Here is a 13,932-nt window from a genome sequence, read left to right on the forward strand (position 1 = left end):
TTATACTGCTGGAAATAGGTCTCCTGGAAGCGCTCGTGATCGCCCCAGACGGTGCGCATCTGGCCCGGCCAGCTGTCCTTGATGCAGAGCACGCCTTCGGTCGCGGTCTCGGGCAGTTCTTCGCCGGAGGTGGCATCCAAAATGACCGGCTGCACGCCGAAGAACGGTTTGGTCGCGGAGCCCGGCTTGGTCGGGATCGCGCCCGGCAGCGGGGTCAGCAGGTGACCGCCGGTTTCGGTCTGCCACCAGGTGTCGACGATGGGGCAGTTTCCTTTGCCGACCACGTCGTTGTACCAGTTCCAGGCCTCCGGGTTGATCGGTTCGCCCACGGTGCCCAGCAGTTTGAGCGAAGACAGGTCGTATTTCTCGACCCATTCGTTGCCCTGCCCCATGAGCGAGCGCAGCGCGGTCGGCGCGGTATAGAACTGGTTGACCTTGTGCTTTTCACAAACGGCCCAGAAGCGGCCTGCGTCGGGGTAGGTCGGCACGCCTTCGAACATCACGGTGGTCGCGCCGTTGGCGAGCGGACCGTAGACGATGTAGCTGTGACCGGTGACCCAGCCCACGTCGGCGGTGCACCAGAAGACGTCGCCGTCATGGTAGTCGAACACATATTTGTGGGTCAGCGCGGCATAGGCGAGATAGCCGCCGGAGCTGTGCACAACGCCCTTCGGTTTGCCGGTGGACCCAGACGTGTAGAGGATGAAGAGCGGATCTTCGGCGTTCATCGGACGCGGCGGGCAGTCCGGAGACGCGTGCTCCATCAGGTATTTGACGTCGACATCGCGGCCCTGCACCCAGGAGATCTGGTCGCCCGTGTGCTTGACGACGAGGCAGCGGACCTTGTCGGAGCAGTGCAGCAGGGCGGCGTCGGTGTTGGCCTTGAGCGGCGTGCGACGGCCCCCGCGCGGCGCGGTGTCAGAGGTGATGACGAGCTTCGCGCCACAGTCGTTGATGCGGTTGGCGAGCGCGTCCGGCGAGAAGCCGGCAAACACGATGGAGTGGATCGCACCGATGCGGGCACAGGCGAGCATCGCATAGGCGGCCTCGGGGATCATCGGCAGATAGATCACCACACGGTCGCCGCGCATCACGCCCTGCGAGAGCAGAACGTTGGCCATGCGGTTCACCTTGTCGGAAAGCTCCTTATAGGTGATGTGCTGCGCCGGTTCATTGGGATCATCGGGTTCGAAAATGATCGCGGTCTGAAGGCTGCGCTTGGCGAGATGGCGGTCAATACAGTTGGCAGAGACGTTCAGAACGCCGTCCTCATACCACTTGATGTCCACACGGCCGAAATCAAAACAGGTCTTCTTCACCTGCGTATACGGCTCCATCCAGTCCAGAACCTTCCCCTGCTCCGCCCAGAAACTCACCGGATCCTCAACAGAACGACGGTACATCTCGTCGTAGGTCGCGGCGTCGATATGCGCTTGTGACGCGAAGGATTCCGAGGGTGGGTAAGATTGGTCGCTCATAAAGTGCTCCTCCCAAAGCCTGTGCAGCCGCGTTTTGTGGTCTGCAGTGTCAACCGGCTGTCCCGTCCGGTTCGCCCGGGGACCTGCTCCGCCGGGTGGGAGGATATTCGGTCCTCATTGTCCGGACCTCAAGTGCTTCTTTTGGAGAAGAGCGTCTAAGACGTCAGTTTCTGAAAAAACACAAAAAACGGGAGGGCCACGGAGGTGAACACCTCCCGTCAGGATGCCAACTACTGGGGGTCAGATGGCGAGGTATTCGGCGCGCAGGGCCTCGTTTTCGAGGACTTCTTTGGCGCTGCCGTCATAGACAACACTTCCGGTGTCGAGGATCACGGCGCGGTCTGCGAGGTTGAGGGCGCGGACGGCGTTTTGTTCCACGAGAACGGTTGTGATGCCCTGATCCTTGATGATCCGGAGCGTTTTCTCGATCTCATCCACGATCACCGGCGCGAGGCCTTCGTAGGGTTCGTCGAGCAGGAGCACTTTGATGTCGCGGGCGAGTGCCCGAGCGATGGCGAGCATCTGTTGTTCGCCGCCGGAGAGCGTCACGCCCTCCTGTTTGCGGCGTTCGCGCAGGCGCGGGAACAGATCGTAGAGCCGGTCGAGGGACCATCCGACGGGCTCCACGATCTGTGCAAGTTGCAGGTTCTCTTCGACGGTGAGGCCGGGGATGATCCTGCGATCTTCGGGAACGAGCGCGATGCCTTTCACAGCGGCCTCATAGGAGGTCATCGTGTGCAGGTGCTCGTGATCGAGCCAGATTTCACCGTGGGTGACGGCTGGCTCGTCGAGACGGGCGAGAGCGCGCAGTGTCGAGGTTTTGCCAGCCCCGTTGCGCCCGAGGAGGGCGAGGATTTCGCCCTCATGGATGTTGAAGGTGACGCCCTGCACGATGTAGCTCTCGCCGTAGTAGGCGTGAATGTCCCATGCCGAAAAGAACGCGGGTGCGGTCGTGGCGTGGTTGGCGTTCGGGTTGAATGCTTGTGTCATATTCTGTCCTCACACCTGCTGAGTTTCGCCCAAGTAGGCTTCTTTGACTTTGGGGTTGCCTTTGATGTTGTCCGGCGTGTCCTCGACGAGCGGCGTGCCCTGTGCGAGCACGGTGATCCGGTCGGCGAGAGAGAACACCACGTGCATGTCGTGTTCGATGATGGCGATGGTGATGTCGCGCTTTTCCTTGATCTCCTTCAGAAGGGCGATCGTGTTGTTGGTATCAGCGCGGGCCATGCCCGCCGTTGGTTCGTCGAGGAGCAGGAGTTTCGGCTCCTGCACCAGACACATCGCGATTTCGAGACGCCGTTTGTCGCCGCGGGACATGGAGGAGGCGATCATGTCGCGTTTCTCCAGCATGCCCACGTCATCGAGCATGGCTTCTGCCTTGGCGATCAGGTCGCGCTCGTTCTCCATCTTTTCGACAGCATGGAGGCGGAAGGATCCGTCGCGTTTGGCAAAGCAGGGGATCATCATGTTTTCCATCACCGTGAGATCACCAAAGATCTCGGGGGTCTGGAACACGCGGGAAATGCCCATCTGGTTGATCTCGTGCGGTTTGCGGCCCAAGACACTGTTTCCGTTGAACATAACGGATCCGGTGTCGGGGATGAGCTTGCCGACGAGACAGTTCAGGAGCGTCGATTTGCCGGCGCCGTTCGGGCCGATGATGGCGTGAACCGTGTTTTCCTGAACGGAGAGGTTCACGTCACCGAGGGCTTGCAATCCGCCGAACCGTTTGCCCACGCCTTTGACTTCTAGAATACCCATTCGAATTCTCCTTACGCGACGTGTTTGCTGGCTTCGGGGCGGTGTTCCGGATCGGGATCGTCATACTTGTCGCGTTTCTGCGAGCCGTGTTTGATCCGTGTGGAAATCCGCTTGAGCCCTTCGACAAGACCACCAGGCAGGAAGGTCACGACGAGCATGAAGGTCACACCGAGGGTGAGGTGCCAGCCTTCACCGGTGAAGCGGGCGAAGACCCAGATCACGACGTCTTCGATGCCATCGGGCAGCCAGTGGAACCAGCCGTGCAGCACGGTTTCGTTGATCTTTGAGAAGATGTTCTCAAGGTATTTGATCACACCCGCGCCCAGAACCGGCCCCATCAGTGTGCCTGCGCCGCCGAGGATGGTCATGATCACGACCTCACCGGATGCAGTCCAGAGCATGCGGTCGGCCCCTGCGAGCGGGTCCATGGCAGCCAGAAGCCCACCGGCGAGACCTGCATACATGCCGGAGATGACGAAAGCGGCAAGGGTGTAGGGTTTCGGATCGAGACCGGTGTAGGTCATGCGCTGCTGGTTCGATTTCACGGCGCGGAGCATCATCCCGAAGGGCGAGCGGAACAGGCGGATTGCGACATAGAAGGCGATGATCGCAATGAGGGCGCAGAAGTAGAAGCCGACGTTGAAGGTGAACACGCGACCGAGGGCTTCGAGCTTGTAGGAGCTGTTCATCGCGATGCCGAAGATGTTGGTCACCGGCAGGGATGTTCCCTCCATGGCGCCATCGAGGATGCGCGGATCGTCGAGGCTCAGCTGCAGACCGGTTTCACCGTTCGTCAGCGGAGTGAGCACGGAGTAGGCCATTTTGTAGGACATCTGCGCAAAGGCAAGCGTGAGGATCGAGAAGTAGATCCCGGAGCGCCGGAGCGAGACATAGCCGATGGCGGCAGCAAAGAGGCCGGAGACGATCATTGCGAGCAAGATGGCCGGAATGACGTTCATCGTCAGGAGCTTCATCATCCAGACGGCCGCATAAGAGCCGATGCCGAGGAAGGCTGCGTGGCCAAAGGACAGGTAGCCCGTCAGACCGAAGAGGATGTTAAAGCCTACGGCGAAGATGCCGAAGATCGCGATTTTCTGCATCAGGTCCGGATAGCCGCCGTTGAATTGGGCGAGCTCGGAGCCTTCGGCAAAGGGTTGCAGGATGATCGGTGTCGCGATGGTGAGGGCGATCACGATCAAGAGGAAGGTGGTGTCTTTCTTGTTCAATCCAAGCATGTCTTACTCCTCCATCACGCCTTTTTTGCCCATGAGACCGCGCGGACGGGTCAGCAGGATCACAATGGCGACGAGGTAAATGATGATCTGGTCGATGCCGGGCAGGATGGACTTGATCGCGTTCATCGAAGCGAAGCTCTCAAGAATGCCCAACAGGAAGCCTGCGGCGACAGCGCCCGGTAGGGAGCCCATGCCACCCACAACCACGACGACGAAGCACAACACGAGGAAGTCCATGCCCATGTGGTAGTTTGGCGACAGGATCGGCGCATACATCACGCCCGCGAGACCTGCGACAGCGGCGGCGAGGCCGAACATAAAGGTGAAGCGGCGGTCGATGTTGATGCCCAGAAGGCCCACGGTTTCGCGGTCCGCCATGCCGGCGCGGACGACCATGCCGAAAGTGGTGAATTGCAGGAAGCTGAACACAGCGCCGATGACGACAGCAGCAAAGCCGAAATAGATCAGGCGCCAGTAGGGGTAGATGATCATGTTCGGATCGAACCCGAGCATTGCGCCAAAATCGAACGAGCCTTTGAACGCGTCAGGGGCAGGGGTCGAGATCGGGTTTGCGCCGTAGAAGTACTTGATGACTTCTTGCAGAACGATCGCGAGACCGAAGGTCACGAGGATCTGGTCGGCGTGCGGACGCTTGTAGAAGTGTTTGATCAGGCCGCGTTCCATTGCAAAGCCCACGGCGATCATGATCGGGATCGAGAACAGGATCGCGAGTGGCACCGCCCAGTCGATCAAAGCGCCGCCGAACTCGGGACCGAACCAGGCCTCGACATAGGGGGTTTTGATCTTGGCAGGGTTGCCGAGGAAGTCGAGTTTTTCCGGGTCGATGGTCTCGAAAGACCAATTGAGGATGCGCGATAGGGTCACTGCGCAGAAGGCACCGATCATGAAAATCGCGCCATGGGCAAAGTTCACCACGCCGAGGGTGCCGAAGATGAGCGTCAGGCCGAGCGCGATGAGCGCATAGGCCGAGCCCTTGTCCAGCCCGTTGAGCAATTGAAGAAGGATGGTTTCCATGGTCCCACCTGTTGGATGTTCCGAAGGGTTTCGGCCACGCCTTCCCAGCGCCCGCGACCTCGGGAGGTGCGGGGGAGGGAAGGGCCGGACACCTCGCGCGTCCGGCCGTCAATGTGTTGGGATGGGGTGTCCGCCGCTTTTGCGGTTCGAACACCCCGAGTTGCCTCTCGGAAGTCACGCGGCGCGGTCGATGCGCGACGTTTCTTCCGTGCGTGGGGTCGGCTTAGCCTGCGTTACAGGCGCCCAGTGCACCACCTGCGAACATCGGGTGATCCGGTGCGTAGGTGACTTGGGATGCCGGAGTGACTTCGACCACTTCGAGAAGGTCGAACTCGGACGTCGGGTTCTCTTTCCCGCGCACCACGAGCACGTCTTTGAAGCACTGGTGGTCATCGGCGCGGTAGAGGGTCTTGCCGTTGCCCAGACCGTCGAACTCATAGCCTTCGAGGGCTTCTGCGACGGCACAGGGGTTGAAGGATCCGGCACGGGCCACAGCGTCTGCATAGAGCAGGGTCTGCACGTAGCAGGTGTGTGCGGCCTGAGACGGCGGGAAGCCGTATTTGGTGCCGAAGGACTTCACGAAGGCTTTGGAGCCCTCATCTTGCAGCGACCAGTGCCAGTTGGTGGAGCCAAGAATGCCCTGGATGTTTTCACCTGCACCGCGGGCCATCAGACGGGAGAAGAGCGGGACAACAATTTCGAAGTTCTTGTTGTTGACCATCTTGTCGCGCAGACCGAACTGAACAGCGTTGGTGAGCGAGTTCACCATGTCGCCGCCGTAGTGGTTCAGGATCAGAACGTCTGCGTCTGTCTGCAGCACCGGCGTGATGTAGGAGCTGAAGTCCCCCGCGCCGAGCGGAGTGCGGACCTTGTTAACCGTGTTCCAGCCGAGCGCCTCGGTGGCGGCTGCGATGGATTCTTCCTGAGTCCAGCCCCAAGTGTAGTCTGCGGTGAGGTGATAGGCATTCCGGTCGGTGCCATAGCGTGCTGCAAGCACAGGCGCGAGCGCCGCGCCGGACATGTAGGCGTTAAAGAAGTGACGGAAGCCGTTGGCTTTCTTGTCTTTGCCGGTGGTGTCGTTGGAGTGGGTCAAACCGGCCATGAAGATCACGCCAGCTTCCTGACAGAGCCCCTGAACCGCGACAGCCACGCCGGAGGACGAGCCGCCGGAGATCATGATCGCACCATCTTTTTCGATCATGGATTTTGCAGAGGCGCGGGCCGCGTCGGATTTGGTTTGGGTGTCGCCGGTGACGAACTCGACTTTCTTGCCGAGGATGCCGTTTCCTTCGAGCGCCTTGGAGCTGAAGGTGTTCAGCATACCGCCATCGCCCATGCCGTTGAGGTGCTCGACTGCGAGCTGGAATGCGCGGAGTTCGTCTGCGCCCTCGTCTGCATACGGGCCGGATTGCGGCACGTTGAAGCCCAAAGTGACGGAGCCGCCCATCGGTTCGTTGGTGAATGCGTGTGCACCCGAGGTGAAAATGGTCGGCAGAGCAAGACCTGCGCCTGCGACAGCCCCGGTTTTGAGGACGCGACGGCGCGTCAAGTCGATGTTGGACATGAAAATTCCTCCCTGATGATTTATACGGAACGCCGCCCGAACGTCCTCCCCGATGTCCGCACGGCGCTCGTACCCTGTCACAAATGACTCTGTTAACAAGATATCCGTATTATTGGGGGGCTTAGGAAAATCCTTCAACAAGTGCTTTTAATTTAACAATTTTTCTGTTAAAAAATTCACGATACAATGGTATACATTGTAAACCGATTTTCCCGCAGGCGCAGAAATCCTATTTTGCGGTCGCGGAAAGGTCCTGAAATTACACCGGATTTCTTTTCGCATGTGAAGCATGAAATTGGGAGGCGAGCATGTCACGGTCTGCACTCACGGGCACCCGCATTCGCGAGCGGCGCACTTTGGAGGGGATCAAGCAGGCGGATTTGGCCCGCACGGTCGAAATCTCGCCCGCCTATCTCAATCTCATCGAACACAATCGCCGCAGAATCGGGGGCAAACTCCTGATCGACATTGCGCGGGCTCTGAACATAGAACCCTCCGCCCTGACAGAAGGCGCAGAGGCGCCTTTGATGGAGGGGTTGCAGGACGCGGCGAGCAAAATGCCGCAGCAGAAAGACGCAGGTGGCAAGGTGGCCCCAGCACCGGAGACCGCGCGGAGTGAGGAATTCGCGGGCCGCTTTCCGGGGTGGGCGGCGCTCGTGGTGGAGCAGCGGGACAGGATCACGGCCTTGGAGCGCCGCGTCGAGGCTCTCAATGACCGTTTGGCCCACGACCCGTTCCTCTCCGATAGTTTGCACGAAGTCCTCTCCACCGTGACGGCAATCCGGTCTACGGCGGGCATTCTGAATAACGCAGGCGAGATCGACCGCGACTGGCAGGCGCGCTTTCACAGGAACCTCTATGAAGACAGCCAACGTCTCGCGCAGGGGTCTCAGGCTCTTGTGAGTTATCTGGATAGTGTTGGGAAATCCGAAGACACGCTGTCCTCACCGCTGGAAGAGGTCGAAGCATGGCTCGCCGATCGAGACTTTTTCCTGCATGAGTTGGAGCAGGGGCAGATGCCGGATATTATGGACGCGCCTGCACTGCGCTCCGCATCGGCAAAACAGCTTGCGCGGCGCTGGGTTCTTCGCGCACGGGCCGAGGCGGAAAAGATGCCGCTCTCTATGGTTGAGGCGGTGGTCACGGAGCAGGGGCCTGATCCTGCAGCACTAGCACAAACTGCAGGTGTCGATTTGCCCGCGGCCATGCGCCGGTTGGCGTCTATGCCCGCCGGTGGCAGTTTTCCCCCGATTGGACTGGCTATGTGTGACGGTTCGGGTGCGCTCATCTATCGCAAGCCTCTGGACGGGTTTGCCCCGCCGAGGTTCGGGGCGGCGTGCCCCCTTTGGCCGCTCTATCAGGCGCTCTTGCGCCCGATGGTGCCGATCCGGCGCGTCCTCGAGCAGCACGGCCAGCCCCCGCGCAGGTTCTTGGCCTACGCCATCGCTCAGCCGCTCAAGCCTACGAGCTTTGAAGGGCCGGAGATTGTCGAAGCGACGATGCTCTTTATTCCGCTGGACCGCATCGACCTGACCCCGCGCGAAAACGAGGTGCTCGGCGTAGGCACGTCCTGTCGGGTCTGCGCGCGCACAAACTGTCTCGCGCGGCGGGAGCCCTCTCTGGTCCTCGAAGAACCCGAGGAGGGCTGAGCCTCGTGCCGGTTACTTCTGGATGCTCTCGAGATACATCGCGAGCGATAGAATGCGACCTCGTGTCTCGATAACGGCGCCGACTTCCTCCAGATCACCGGTGGTTTCGGTCATGAAGACTTCGCCATAGGTTGGCATGGTGCCACCGTGGGCCCGCACACCGGTGCGACCGTCGATCACATGGATGACGCGGAGCAATGGAAATTCACCTGGTGCGGCGACGTTATCCGCGGAAAGCTGCGTAAGATCGGCCGGCGTCATCGTGAGCAGTTCTGCAAGCGGGCCTTCACCCGTGCCATCCACACCGTGGCACGTCGCGCAGTACTGCGTGTAGAGCTTTTCCCCGATTTCCGGATTTTGCGCTGTGGCGGCCAAAGGCAGGCAAAGCGCGGCGATGTAAGTGAAAATGTTCAATGCTTTCATTTCCTTATCCTCCCCAGTAATTATATTATCAAAATAAGATCATTTTTAGAACGTGTATCCGTGAAACATGTTTCTTTGCGCAACATTGGAGTTGGGAGCCGGACTGAGGTCGATGGCCCGCCCGTCAGGACCATTGCGAGAATTGTTGTGGCGCTAGAGACGGTTCGGGCGGTTTTGACGCGGCGACACGCTCACAATTTTTTGACAGCGACGCGCCAAAGCGCCATAAGGTTCTGCACGTAAGGGGAGAGAGGTTATTATGGGGAAGCGCGTGCTCTTGATCGAGGACGAGCCGAACATCATCGAGGCGATTAGGTTCATCCTGTCGCGCGATGGATGGACGGTGGAGGTTCATTCCGATGGTGCCTCGGCGGTCGATGCAGTCGATCGCAAGCAGCCAGACATTGTCATTCTCGATGTGATGCTCCCGAACAAATCCGGTTTTGACATTCTGCGTGACCTGCGCGCGGCCCCTGAACACGCCGCACGTCCCGTGCTCATGCTCACGGCCCGCGGTCAGAAAAAGGACCGCGATATGGCCGAGGCTGCCGGTGTGTCGCACTTCATGACGAAACCGTTCTCGAATTCGGAGATGCTCGACGTCGTGCGTGGGTTGGCGCAGCAGCCAACGGATGGTGGCGATGCCTGAGAGGCGCATGCCCCTCTATCTCGCGCGCGCCTCTTACCGGCGGCGGCGTCTGATTGACGCGCTGCGACTTCTGCCCTTTTTGCTGTTCGGACTTTGGCTCCTTCCGCTTTTGTGGGGCGGCGCAGGGACCGATACGCCCGTCGGTGCAGGCGGACGGTCGTTCGTACATGTCTTTGTGGTCTGGGCACTTGGAATTGCGGTGGCTGCGTGGCTCGCGCGTCGTTTGCGCCGTGCGGAAGGACCCATTGAACCACTGAGCGCCAAGGATATTGCAGAGGCGCAAGAAGAGGGGCGCCGCTGATGCTCCGGTTCAACATTCTCGTCTTTGCCTGCCTGACCTACGCGACCCTGTTGTTCGTCGTGGCCTTCTGGGCGGAAAAGCGGGCTGAGGCGGGGCGTCTCGGCTGGTTGCGCTCTCCCATCGTCTACACGCTGTCGCTCTCGGTCTACTGCACGGCTTGGACCTTTTACGGGGCGGTTGGCTATGCGGTCAGATCGGGCCTCGAATTCGTATCGATCTATCTCGGTCCGTCACTGATGATGATCGGCTGGTGGTGGATCTTGCGCAAACTCGTCCGGATCGGACGCACACACAGGATCACCTCGGTCGCGGATCTGATTTCGTCACGCTACGGCAAATCTACGACGCTCGGGGTGCTGGTCACCTTGCTCGCGGTAATCGGAACAACGCCCTATATTGCGCTGCAACTTCAATCTGTTGCGACCTCTTTTGCGGTTTTCGGTGTCAATGATCCGACTGGCGCGGTGCAGACAGACCTCGACAAAACCGCGCTCTGGGTGGCGGCGGGGCTTGCGCTTTTCACCATTCTGTTCGGCACGCGAAACCTCGACGCCAACGAACGCCACCACGGGGTTGTGACGGCCATTGCATTGGAGGCCGTCGTCAAGTTCTTCGCGCTCGTCTGTGTCGGGCTTTTCGTCGTATGGGGCCTCACGGACGGATGGGGCGATCTGATCGACCGGATCGATGCGTCGCCTGTGTCGAGCCATCCGATCTCCGGCACGCGGTGGATCACGATTACGATGTTGTCCGCGGCGGCACTTATCACCCTGCCGCGCATGTTTCAGGTGCTTGTGGTTGAGAATTCCGACGAAAACCACCTGTTTACAGCGGGTTGGTTCTTTCCCCTCTACCTTTTCGGGATGTCGCTCTTCGTTATTCCGATTGCGGTCGTGGGACTTCAGGTTCTACCGGACGGGTCCAACCCTGACATGTTCGTGCTCACGCTGCCGCTTCATTATGATCAGCGTTTCCTGGCGACGTTTTCTTTCCTCGGCGGGTTTTCATCGGCGACGTCGATGGTCATCGTGGCCGCGATTGCGCTCTCTACAATGGTATCGAACCACATCGTGATGCCGATCTGGCTCAAGGCCCGCAAGGGCGGGGCGACGGTGTCGGGAGATGTGCGGTCTGTCGTGCTCTACGCGCGGCGGTTGTCGATTTTTGGCGTGCTGGCCCTTGGCTATCTCTATTTCCATTTCTCGGGCGGGTCCGAAGCGCTCGCCTCCATCGGGATGATTTCTTTCACAGGCGTGGCGCAGGTGTTGCCGGCGATGCTTGGGGGCATCTTCTGGCGCGGGGCGACGCGGGTGGGCGCGATCCTCGGAGTGGTGATCGGATTTGTGATCTGGGCCTATACGATGTTCTTGCCTTCCTTCGGCGAGGCGGCGGGGTTCACTGCTGAACTGATGGCCGAGGGGCCGCTCGGGATCGGGCTGTTGCGCCCGCAGGCTCTCTTTGGTGTGACGGGCGTCGATCCGGTTGTGCACGCAGTCGCGTGGTCACTGGCGATCAATACGCTCGTGTTCCTGCTCGGCTCGCTCTTTTCTTTCCCGCGTCCGGTGGAGCGACTGCAGGGGGCGCAATTCGTCAATGTGTTTGAGCATTCCGGCACCGCGCGCGGTTGGTCTCACGGGTTCGCGGAGACTGAGGACCTCTTGGTCATGGCGCAGCGTATTCTCGGTGCGAGCGAGGCGCAGGCGCTCTTTCATGCGGCGGCTGCTGAGCAGGGGAAAGAAGGCTACCTGCCCGACGCAACGCCGGAGTTCATAGAGCGTTTGGAACGCAAGCTCGCCGGGTCCGTGGGGGCTGCGACGGCGCATGCGATGCTCGCGCAGATCGCGGGCGGTGTTCTCGTGTCTGTCGAGGACCTTATGGCCGTGGCAGACGAGACCGCGCAGATGATGGAATATTCCAACCAACTGGAAATGAAGTCCGAGGAACTGTCCCGCACGGCCCGCAAACTCCGCGAGGCCAACGAAAAGCTCACGCAGCTGTCGATCCAGAAAGACGCCTTCCTAAGCCAAATCAGCCATGAGTTGCGAACGCCGATGACATCGATCAGCGCCTTCTCCGAAATCCTGCGATCTGCTGGGCAGGAGGGGGATCTCGACGCGGAGAGCCTCGAGCGGTTCTCGTCGATCATCCATGACGAGGCGCTGCGTTTGACGCGATTGCTCGACGACCTGCTCGATTTGTCCGTGCTGGAGAGCGGCTCTGTGAGCCTGAATTGGACCCGCACCAACCTGCACGATGTGATTGACCGCGCAATGGGAGCGGTGATGCAAGGACGCGATGGGGTCGGCATCCGGATCGAGCGAAACGAGTTTTCCGAACATATCGCGATGGAGACCGATGCGGACCGGCTCTCGCAGGTGTTCATCAACCTGATCACCAACGCCCGCAAATATTGCGATGCGGAGCAGCCGACGCTCAAAATTCAGGTGCGCAGGATCGGTCAGGATGACGTGCAGATTGACTTCATCGACAACGGCACCGGCATCCCGGCCGACAAACAGACCGTGATTTTTGAGAAGTTTTCGCGGATCACCGATCACGCAAAGGCAGGGAGTGCGGGTCTCGGCCTTGCGATTTGTCGTGAGATCATGGCCAATCTGGGCGGTACGATTGCCTATCTGCCGGGGCAGGGCGGAGCAGCCTTCCGGCTTGACCTCCCGCGCGTGCGGACGCGCTAACTCTTTCCCTTTCAACGATTTGTTTACCTTCTTCATGGAAAAAGAGGGACACGCCCGTATTCCTGAGGATGATGGTTTACCGCCATGCCTACCATCAGTTCCGACGCAGATGTCATCTCCGCGATGCGCCGCAAGGCGGGCAGCGGACGCCCCCCGCCCGAAGTGCAGCCGCTGTCACCGGAGAAGGCCTTGCGCCTCTCTATCGCAAAGGCAGCGGAGGCGGTCCTCGGGCTCGCTGTGCACGTCTGTGCGGTTGAGGAGCGCCGCGTGGTTCTGGCCGATTTGCAGGGTCTAATCCCTGCCTATGCGCTTATGGGACTGCTTGAAGGGCCGGAGCCGAGTTTCGGCCTTGCGGTTTTTGACCGGCCCACGGTGGCGGCGGTTGTAGAGCAGCAAACAGCGGGAAAGGTTCTGTCCCTGCCGCCGGAAGAGCGCGCGCCGACCGCGACCGACGCCGCGCTCTCTGCAGAGCTTTGCGACCATATCCTAACACTGTTCGAACAGGGCGTCGCGGACCTCACCGAACCGCCGCCCGTCTCTGGATTTCGCTATGGCGCGCAGTTGCAGGAGACGCGGTCCATTGCGATTGCCTTTGAAGATGTGTTCTACCGCGTGTTCCGCGTCGATCTTTCCCTCGGTTCCGTTGCCCGCGCGGGACAGATGCTCTTTGTGTTTCCGTGGGAGAAACCGCGCCCGCCAGTGACCGTTCCGGATGAAGAGACATTTTCGACGGCGTTGCAGTCCGTAGTGATGGAGAGCGAGGCGGTTTTGGACACCGTGCTCCACCGGATCGGACTCTCGGTCGGGGAGGTCATGACGCTTGAGGTCGGAGCGCAAATCCCGATCCCGCGCGAGGCGATCTCACAGGTCGAACTCCGCGCAGACGATAGGCTCGTGGCCCACGCGCGCCTTGGCCAAGTGAACGGAAAACGCGCCCTGCGGATTACAGTCACTGGCGATCTCGTGGATCAGGATCCGACCTCGATGGCGTCGGACATGGACTACGGGATCGAGACGCTGGTATCCGGGCCCGAGCCACTTGCGCCGTTGGATGTAGGGGGTCTCGGGCTTCCCTCAATTTGAGACCCTTTGCCGCGCATCACTGTGCTCTGTTGATGTGAATCAAGGCTCAATCCGCGTT

General features: G+C 60.2%; 12 protein-coding genes. 5 read left to right on the top strand and 7 right to left on the bottom strand.

Translation table 11 applies throughout. From position 1 onward, the window contains the following. The 6 genes from acs to LA304_RS08560 form a co-directional block, all read right to left on the bottom strand. Positions 1–1,478, bottom strand: a 1,478-nt coding sequence (gene acs, locus LA304_RS08535; protein ID WP_224502725.1) for an acetate--CoA ligase, incomplete at its 3' end; no start/stop codon positions are given. 240 nt (positions 1,479–1,718) lie between these two features. Next, positions 1,719–2,468: an ABC transporter ATP-binding protein gene (locus tag LA304_RS08540; protein ID WP_224502726.1), complete on the bottom strand. Its 750-nt coding sequence runs from the start codon at positions 2,466–2,468 to the stop codon at positions 1,719–1,721. 9 nt (positions 2,469–2,477) lie between these two features. Further along, positions 2,478–3,239, bottom strand: a complete 762-nt coding sequence (locus LA304_RS08545; RefSeq protein ID WP_224502727.1) for an ABC transporter ATP-binding protein — start codon at positions 3,237–3,239, stop codon at positions 2,478–2,480. An 11-nt stretch (positions 3,240–3,250) separates the two neighbouring features. Next, on the bottom strand, positions 3,251–4,474 hold the full coding sequence (locus LA304_RS08550; RefSeq protein ID WP_224502728.1) for a branched-chain amino acid ABC transporter permease: 1,224 nt from the start codon (positions 4,472–4,474) through the stop codon (positions 3,251–3,253). 3 nt (positions 4,475–4,477) lie between these two features. Further along, the gene (locus tag LA304_RS08555) at positions 4,478–5,509 is read right to left on the bottom strand and encodes a branched-chain amino acid ABC transporter permease (protein ID WP_224502729.1); all 1,032 of its coding nucleotides are present in this window, start codon (positions 5,507–5,509) and stop codon (positions 4,478–4,480) included. Between the two features lie 223 nt (positions 5,510–5,732). Next, a complete protein-coding gene (locus LA304_RS08560; protein WP_224502730.1) occupies positions 5,733–7,073 on the bottom strand; it encodes a substrate-binding protein in 1,341 nt (446 codons plus the stop codon). A gap of 308 nt (positions 7,074–7,381) precedes the next feature. On the opposite strand from LA304_RS08560, the gene LA304_RS08565 reads away from it, so the two are divergent. After that, a complete protein-coding gene (locus tag LA304_RS08565) occupies positions 7,382–8,722 on the top strand; it encodes a helix-turn-helix domain-containing protein (RefSeq protein ID WP_224502731.1) in 1,341 nt (446 codons plus the stop codon). Between the two features lie 12 nt (positions 8,723–8,734). Here LA304_RS08565 and LA304_RS08570 read toward each other — a convergent pair whose 3' ends face one another. Next, on the bottom strand, positions 8,735–9,145 hold the full coding sequence (locus LA304_RS08570) for a c-type cytochrome (RefSeq protein WP_224502732.1): 411 nt from the start codon (positions 9,143–9,145) through the stop codon (positions 8,735–8,737). Between the two features lie 259 nt (positions 9,146–9,404). Here LA304_RS08570 and LA304_RS08575 point away from each other — a divergent pair, with 259 nt between their 5' ends. The 4 genes from LA304_RS08575 (at position 9,405) to LA304_RS08590 (ending at position 13,874) form a co-directional block, all read left to right on the top strand. After that, positions 9,405–9,794 (top strand): response regulator transcription factor, encoded by a 390-nt coding sequence (locus tag LA304_RS08575; RefSeq protein ID WP_224502733.1) that lies wholly within the window; start codon positions 9,405–9,407, stop codon positions 9,792–9,794. A 7-nt stretch (positions 9,795–9,801) separates the two neighbouring features. Next, a complete protein-coding gene (locus LA304_RS08580) occupies positions 9,802–10,095 on the top strand; it encodes a hypothetical protein (protein ID WP_396022181.1) in 294 nt (97 codons plus the stop codon). Beyond that, on the top strand, positions 10,095–12,791 hold the full coding sequence (locus LA304_RS08585; RefSeq protein ID WP_224502735.1) for an ATP-binding protein: 2,697 nt from the start codon (positions 10,095–10,097) through the stop codon (positions 12,789–12,791). Before LA304_RS08580 ends, LA304_RS08585 begins: the two co-directional genes overlap by 1 nt. Positions 12,792–12,875: 84 nt before the next feature. Next, positions 12,876–13,874 carry a FliM/FliN family flagellar motor switch protein gene (locus LA304_RS08590; protein ID WP_224502736.1) on the top strand — a complete coding sequence of 333 codons (999 nt, stop codon included), beginning with the start codon at positions 12,876–12,878 and terminating at the stop codon, positions 13,872–13,874. The last annotated feature ends 58 nt before the right edge of the window (positions 13,875–13,932 follow it).

Origin of the sequence: Celeribacter litoreus (assembly GCF_020165855.1) — a bacterium.
Taxonomy (GTDB): domain Bacteria; phylum Pseudomonadota; class Alphaproteobacteria; order Rhodobacterales; family Rhodobacteraceae; genus Celeribacter; species Celeribacter litoreus.

What these genes read in the sequence shown, in the direction of transcription:
- LA304_RS08570 (WP_224502732.1), bottom strand. Translation starts at nt 9,145, where the DNA reads ATGAAAGCATTGAACATTTTCACTTACATCGCCGCGCTTTGCCTGCCT.
- LA304_RS08590 (WP_224502736.1), top strand. Translation starts at nt 12,876, where the DNA reads ATGCCTACCATCAGTTCCGACGCAGATGTCATCTCCGCGATGCGCCGC.
- LA304_RS08580 (WP_396022181.1), top strand. Translation starts at nt 9,802, where the DNA reads ATGCCCCTCTATCTCGCGCGCGCCTCTTACCGGCGGCGGCGTCTGATT.
- LA304_RS08540 (WP_224502726.1), bottom strand. Translation starts at nt 2,468, where the DNA reads ATGACACAAGCATTCAACCCGAACGCCAACCACGCCACGACCGCACCC.
- LA304_RS08585 (WP_224502735.1), top strand. Translation starts at nt 10,095, where the DNA reads ATGCTCCGGTTCAACATTCTCGTCTTTGCCTGCCTGACCTACGCGACC.
- LA304_RS08560 (WP_224502730.1), bottom strand. Translation starts at nt 7,073, where the DNA reads ATGTCCAACATCGACTTGACGCGCCGTCGCGTCCTCAAAACCGGGGCT.
- LA304_RS08555 (WP_224502729.1), bottom strand. Translation starts at nt 5,509, where the DNA reads ATGGAAACCATCCTTCTTCAATTGCTCAACGGGCTGGACAAGGGCTCG.
- LA304_RS08565 (WP_224502731.1), top strand. Translation starts at nt 7,382, where the DNA reads ATGTCACGGTCTGCACTCACGGGCACCCGCATTCGCGAGCGGCGCACT.
- LA304_RS08575 (WP_224502733.1), top strand. Translation starts at nt 9,405, where the DNA reads ATGGGGAAGCGCGTGCTCTTGATCGAGGACGAGCCGAACATCATCGAG.
- LA304_RS08545 (WP_224502727.1), bottom strand. Translation starts at nt 3,239, where the DNA reads ATGGGTATTCTAGAAGTCAAAGGCGTGGGCAAACGGTTCGGCGGATTG.
- LA304_RS08550 (WP_224502728.1), bottom strand. Translation starts at nt 4,474, where the DNA reads ATGCTTGGATTGAACAAGAAAGACACCACCTTCCTCTTGATCGTGATC.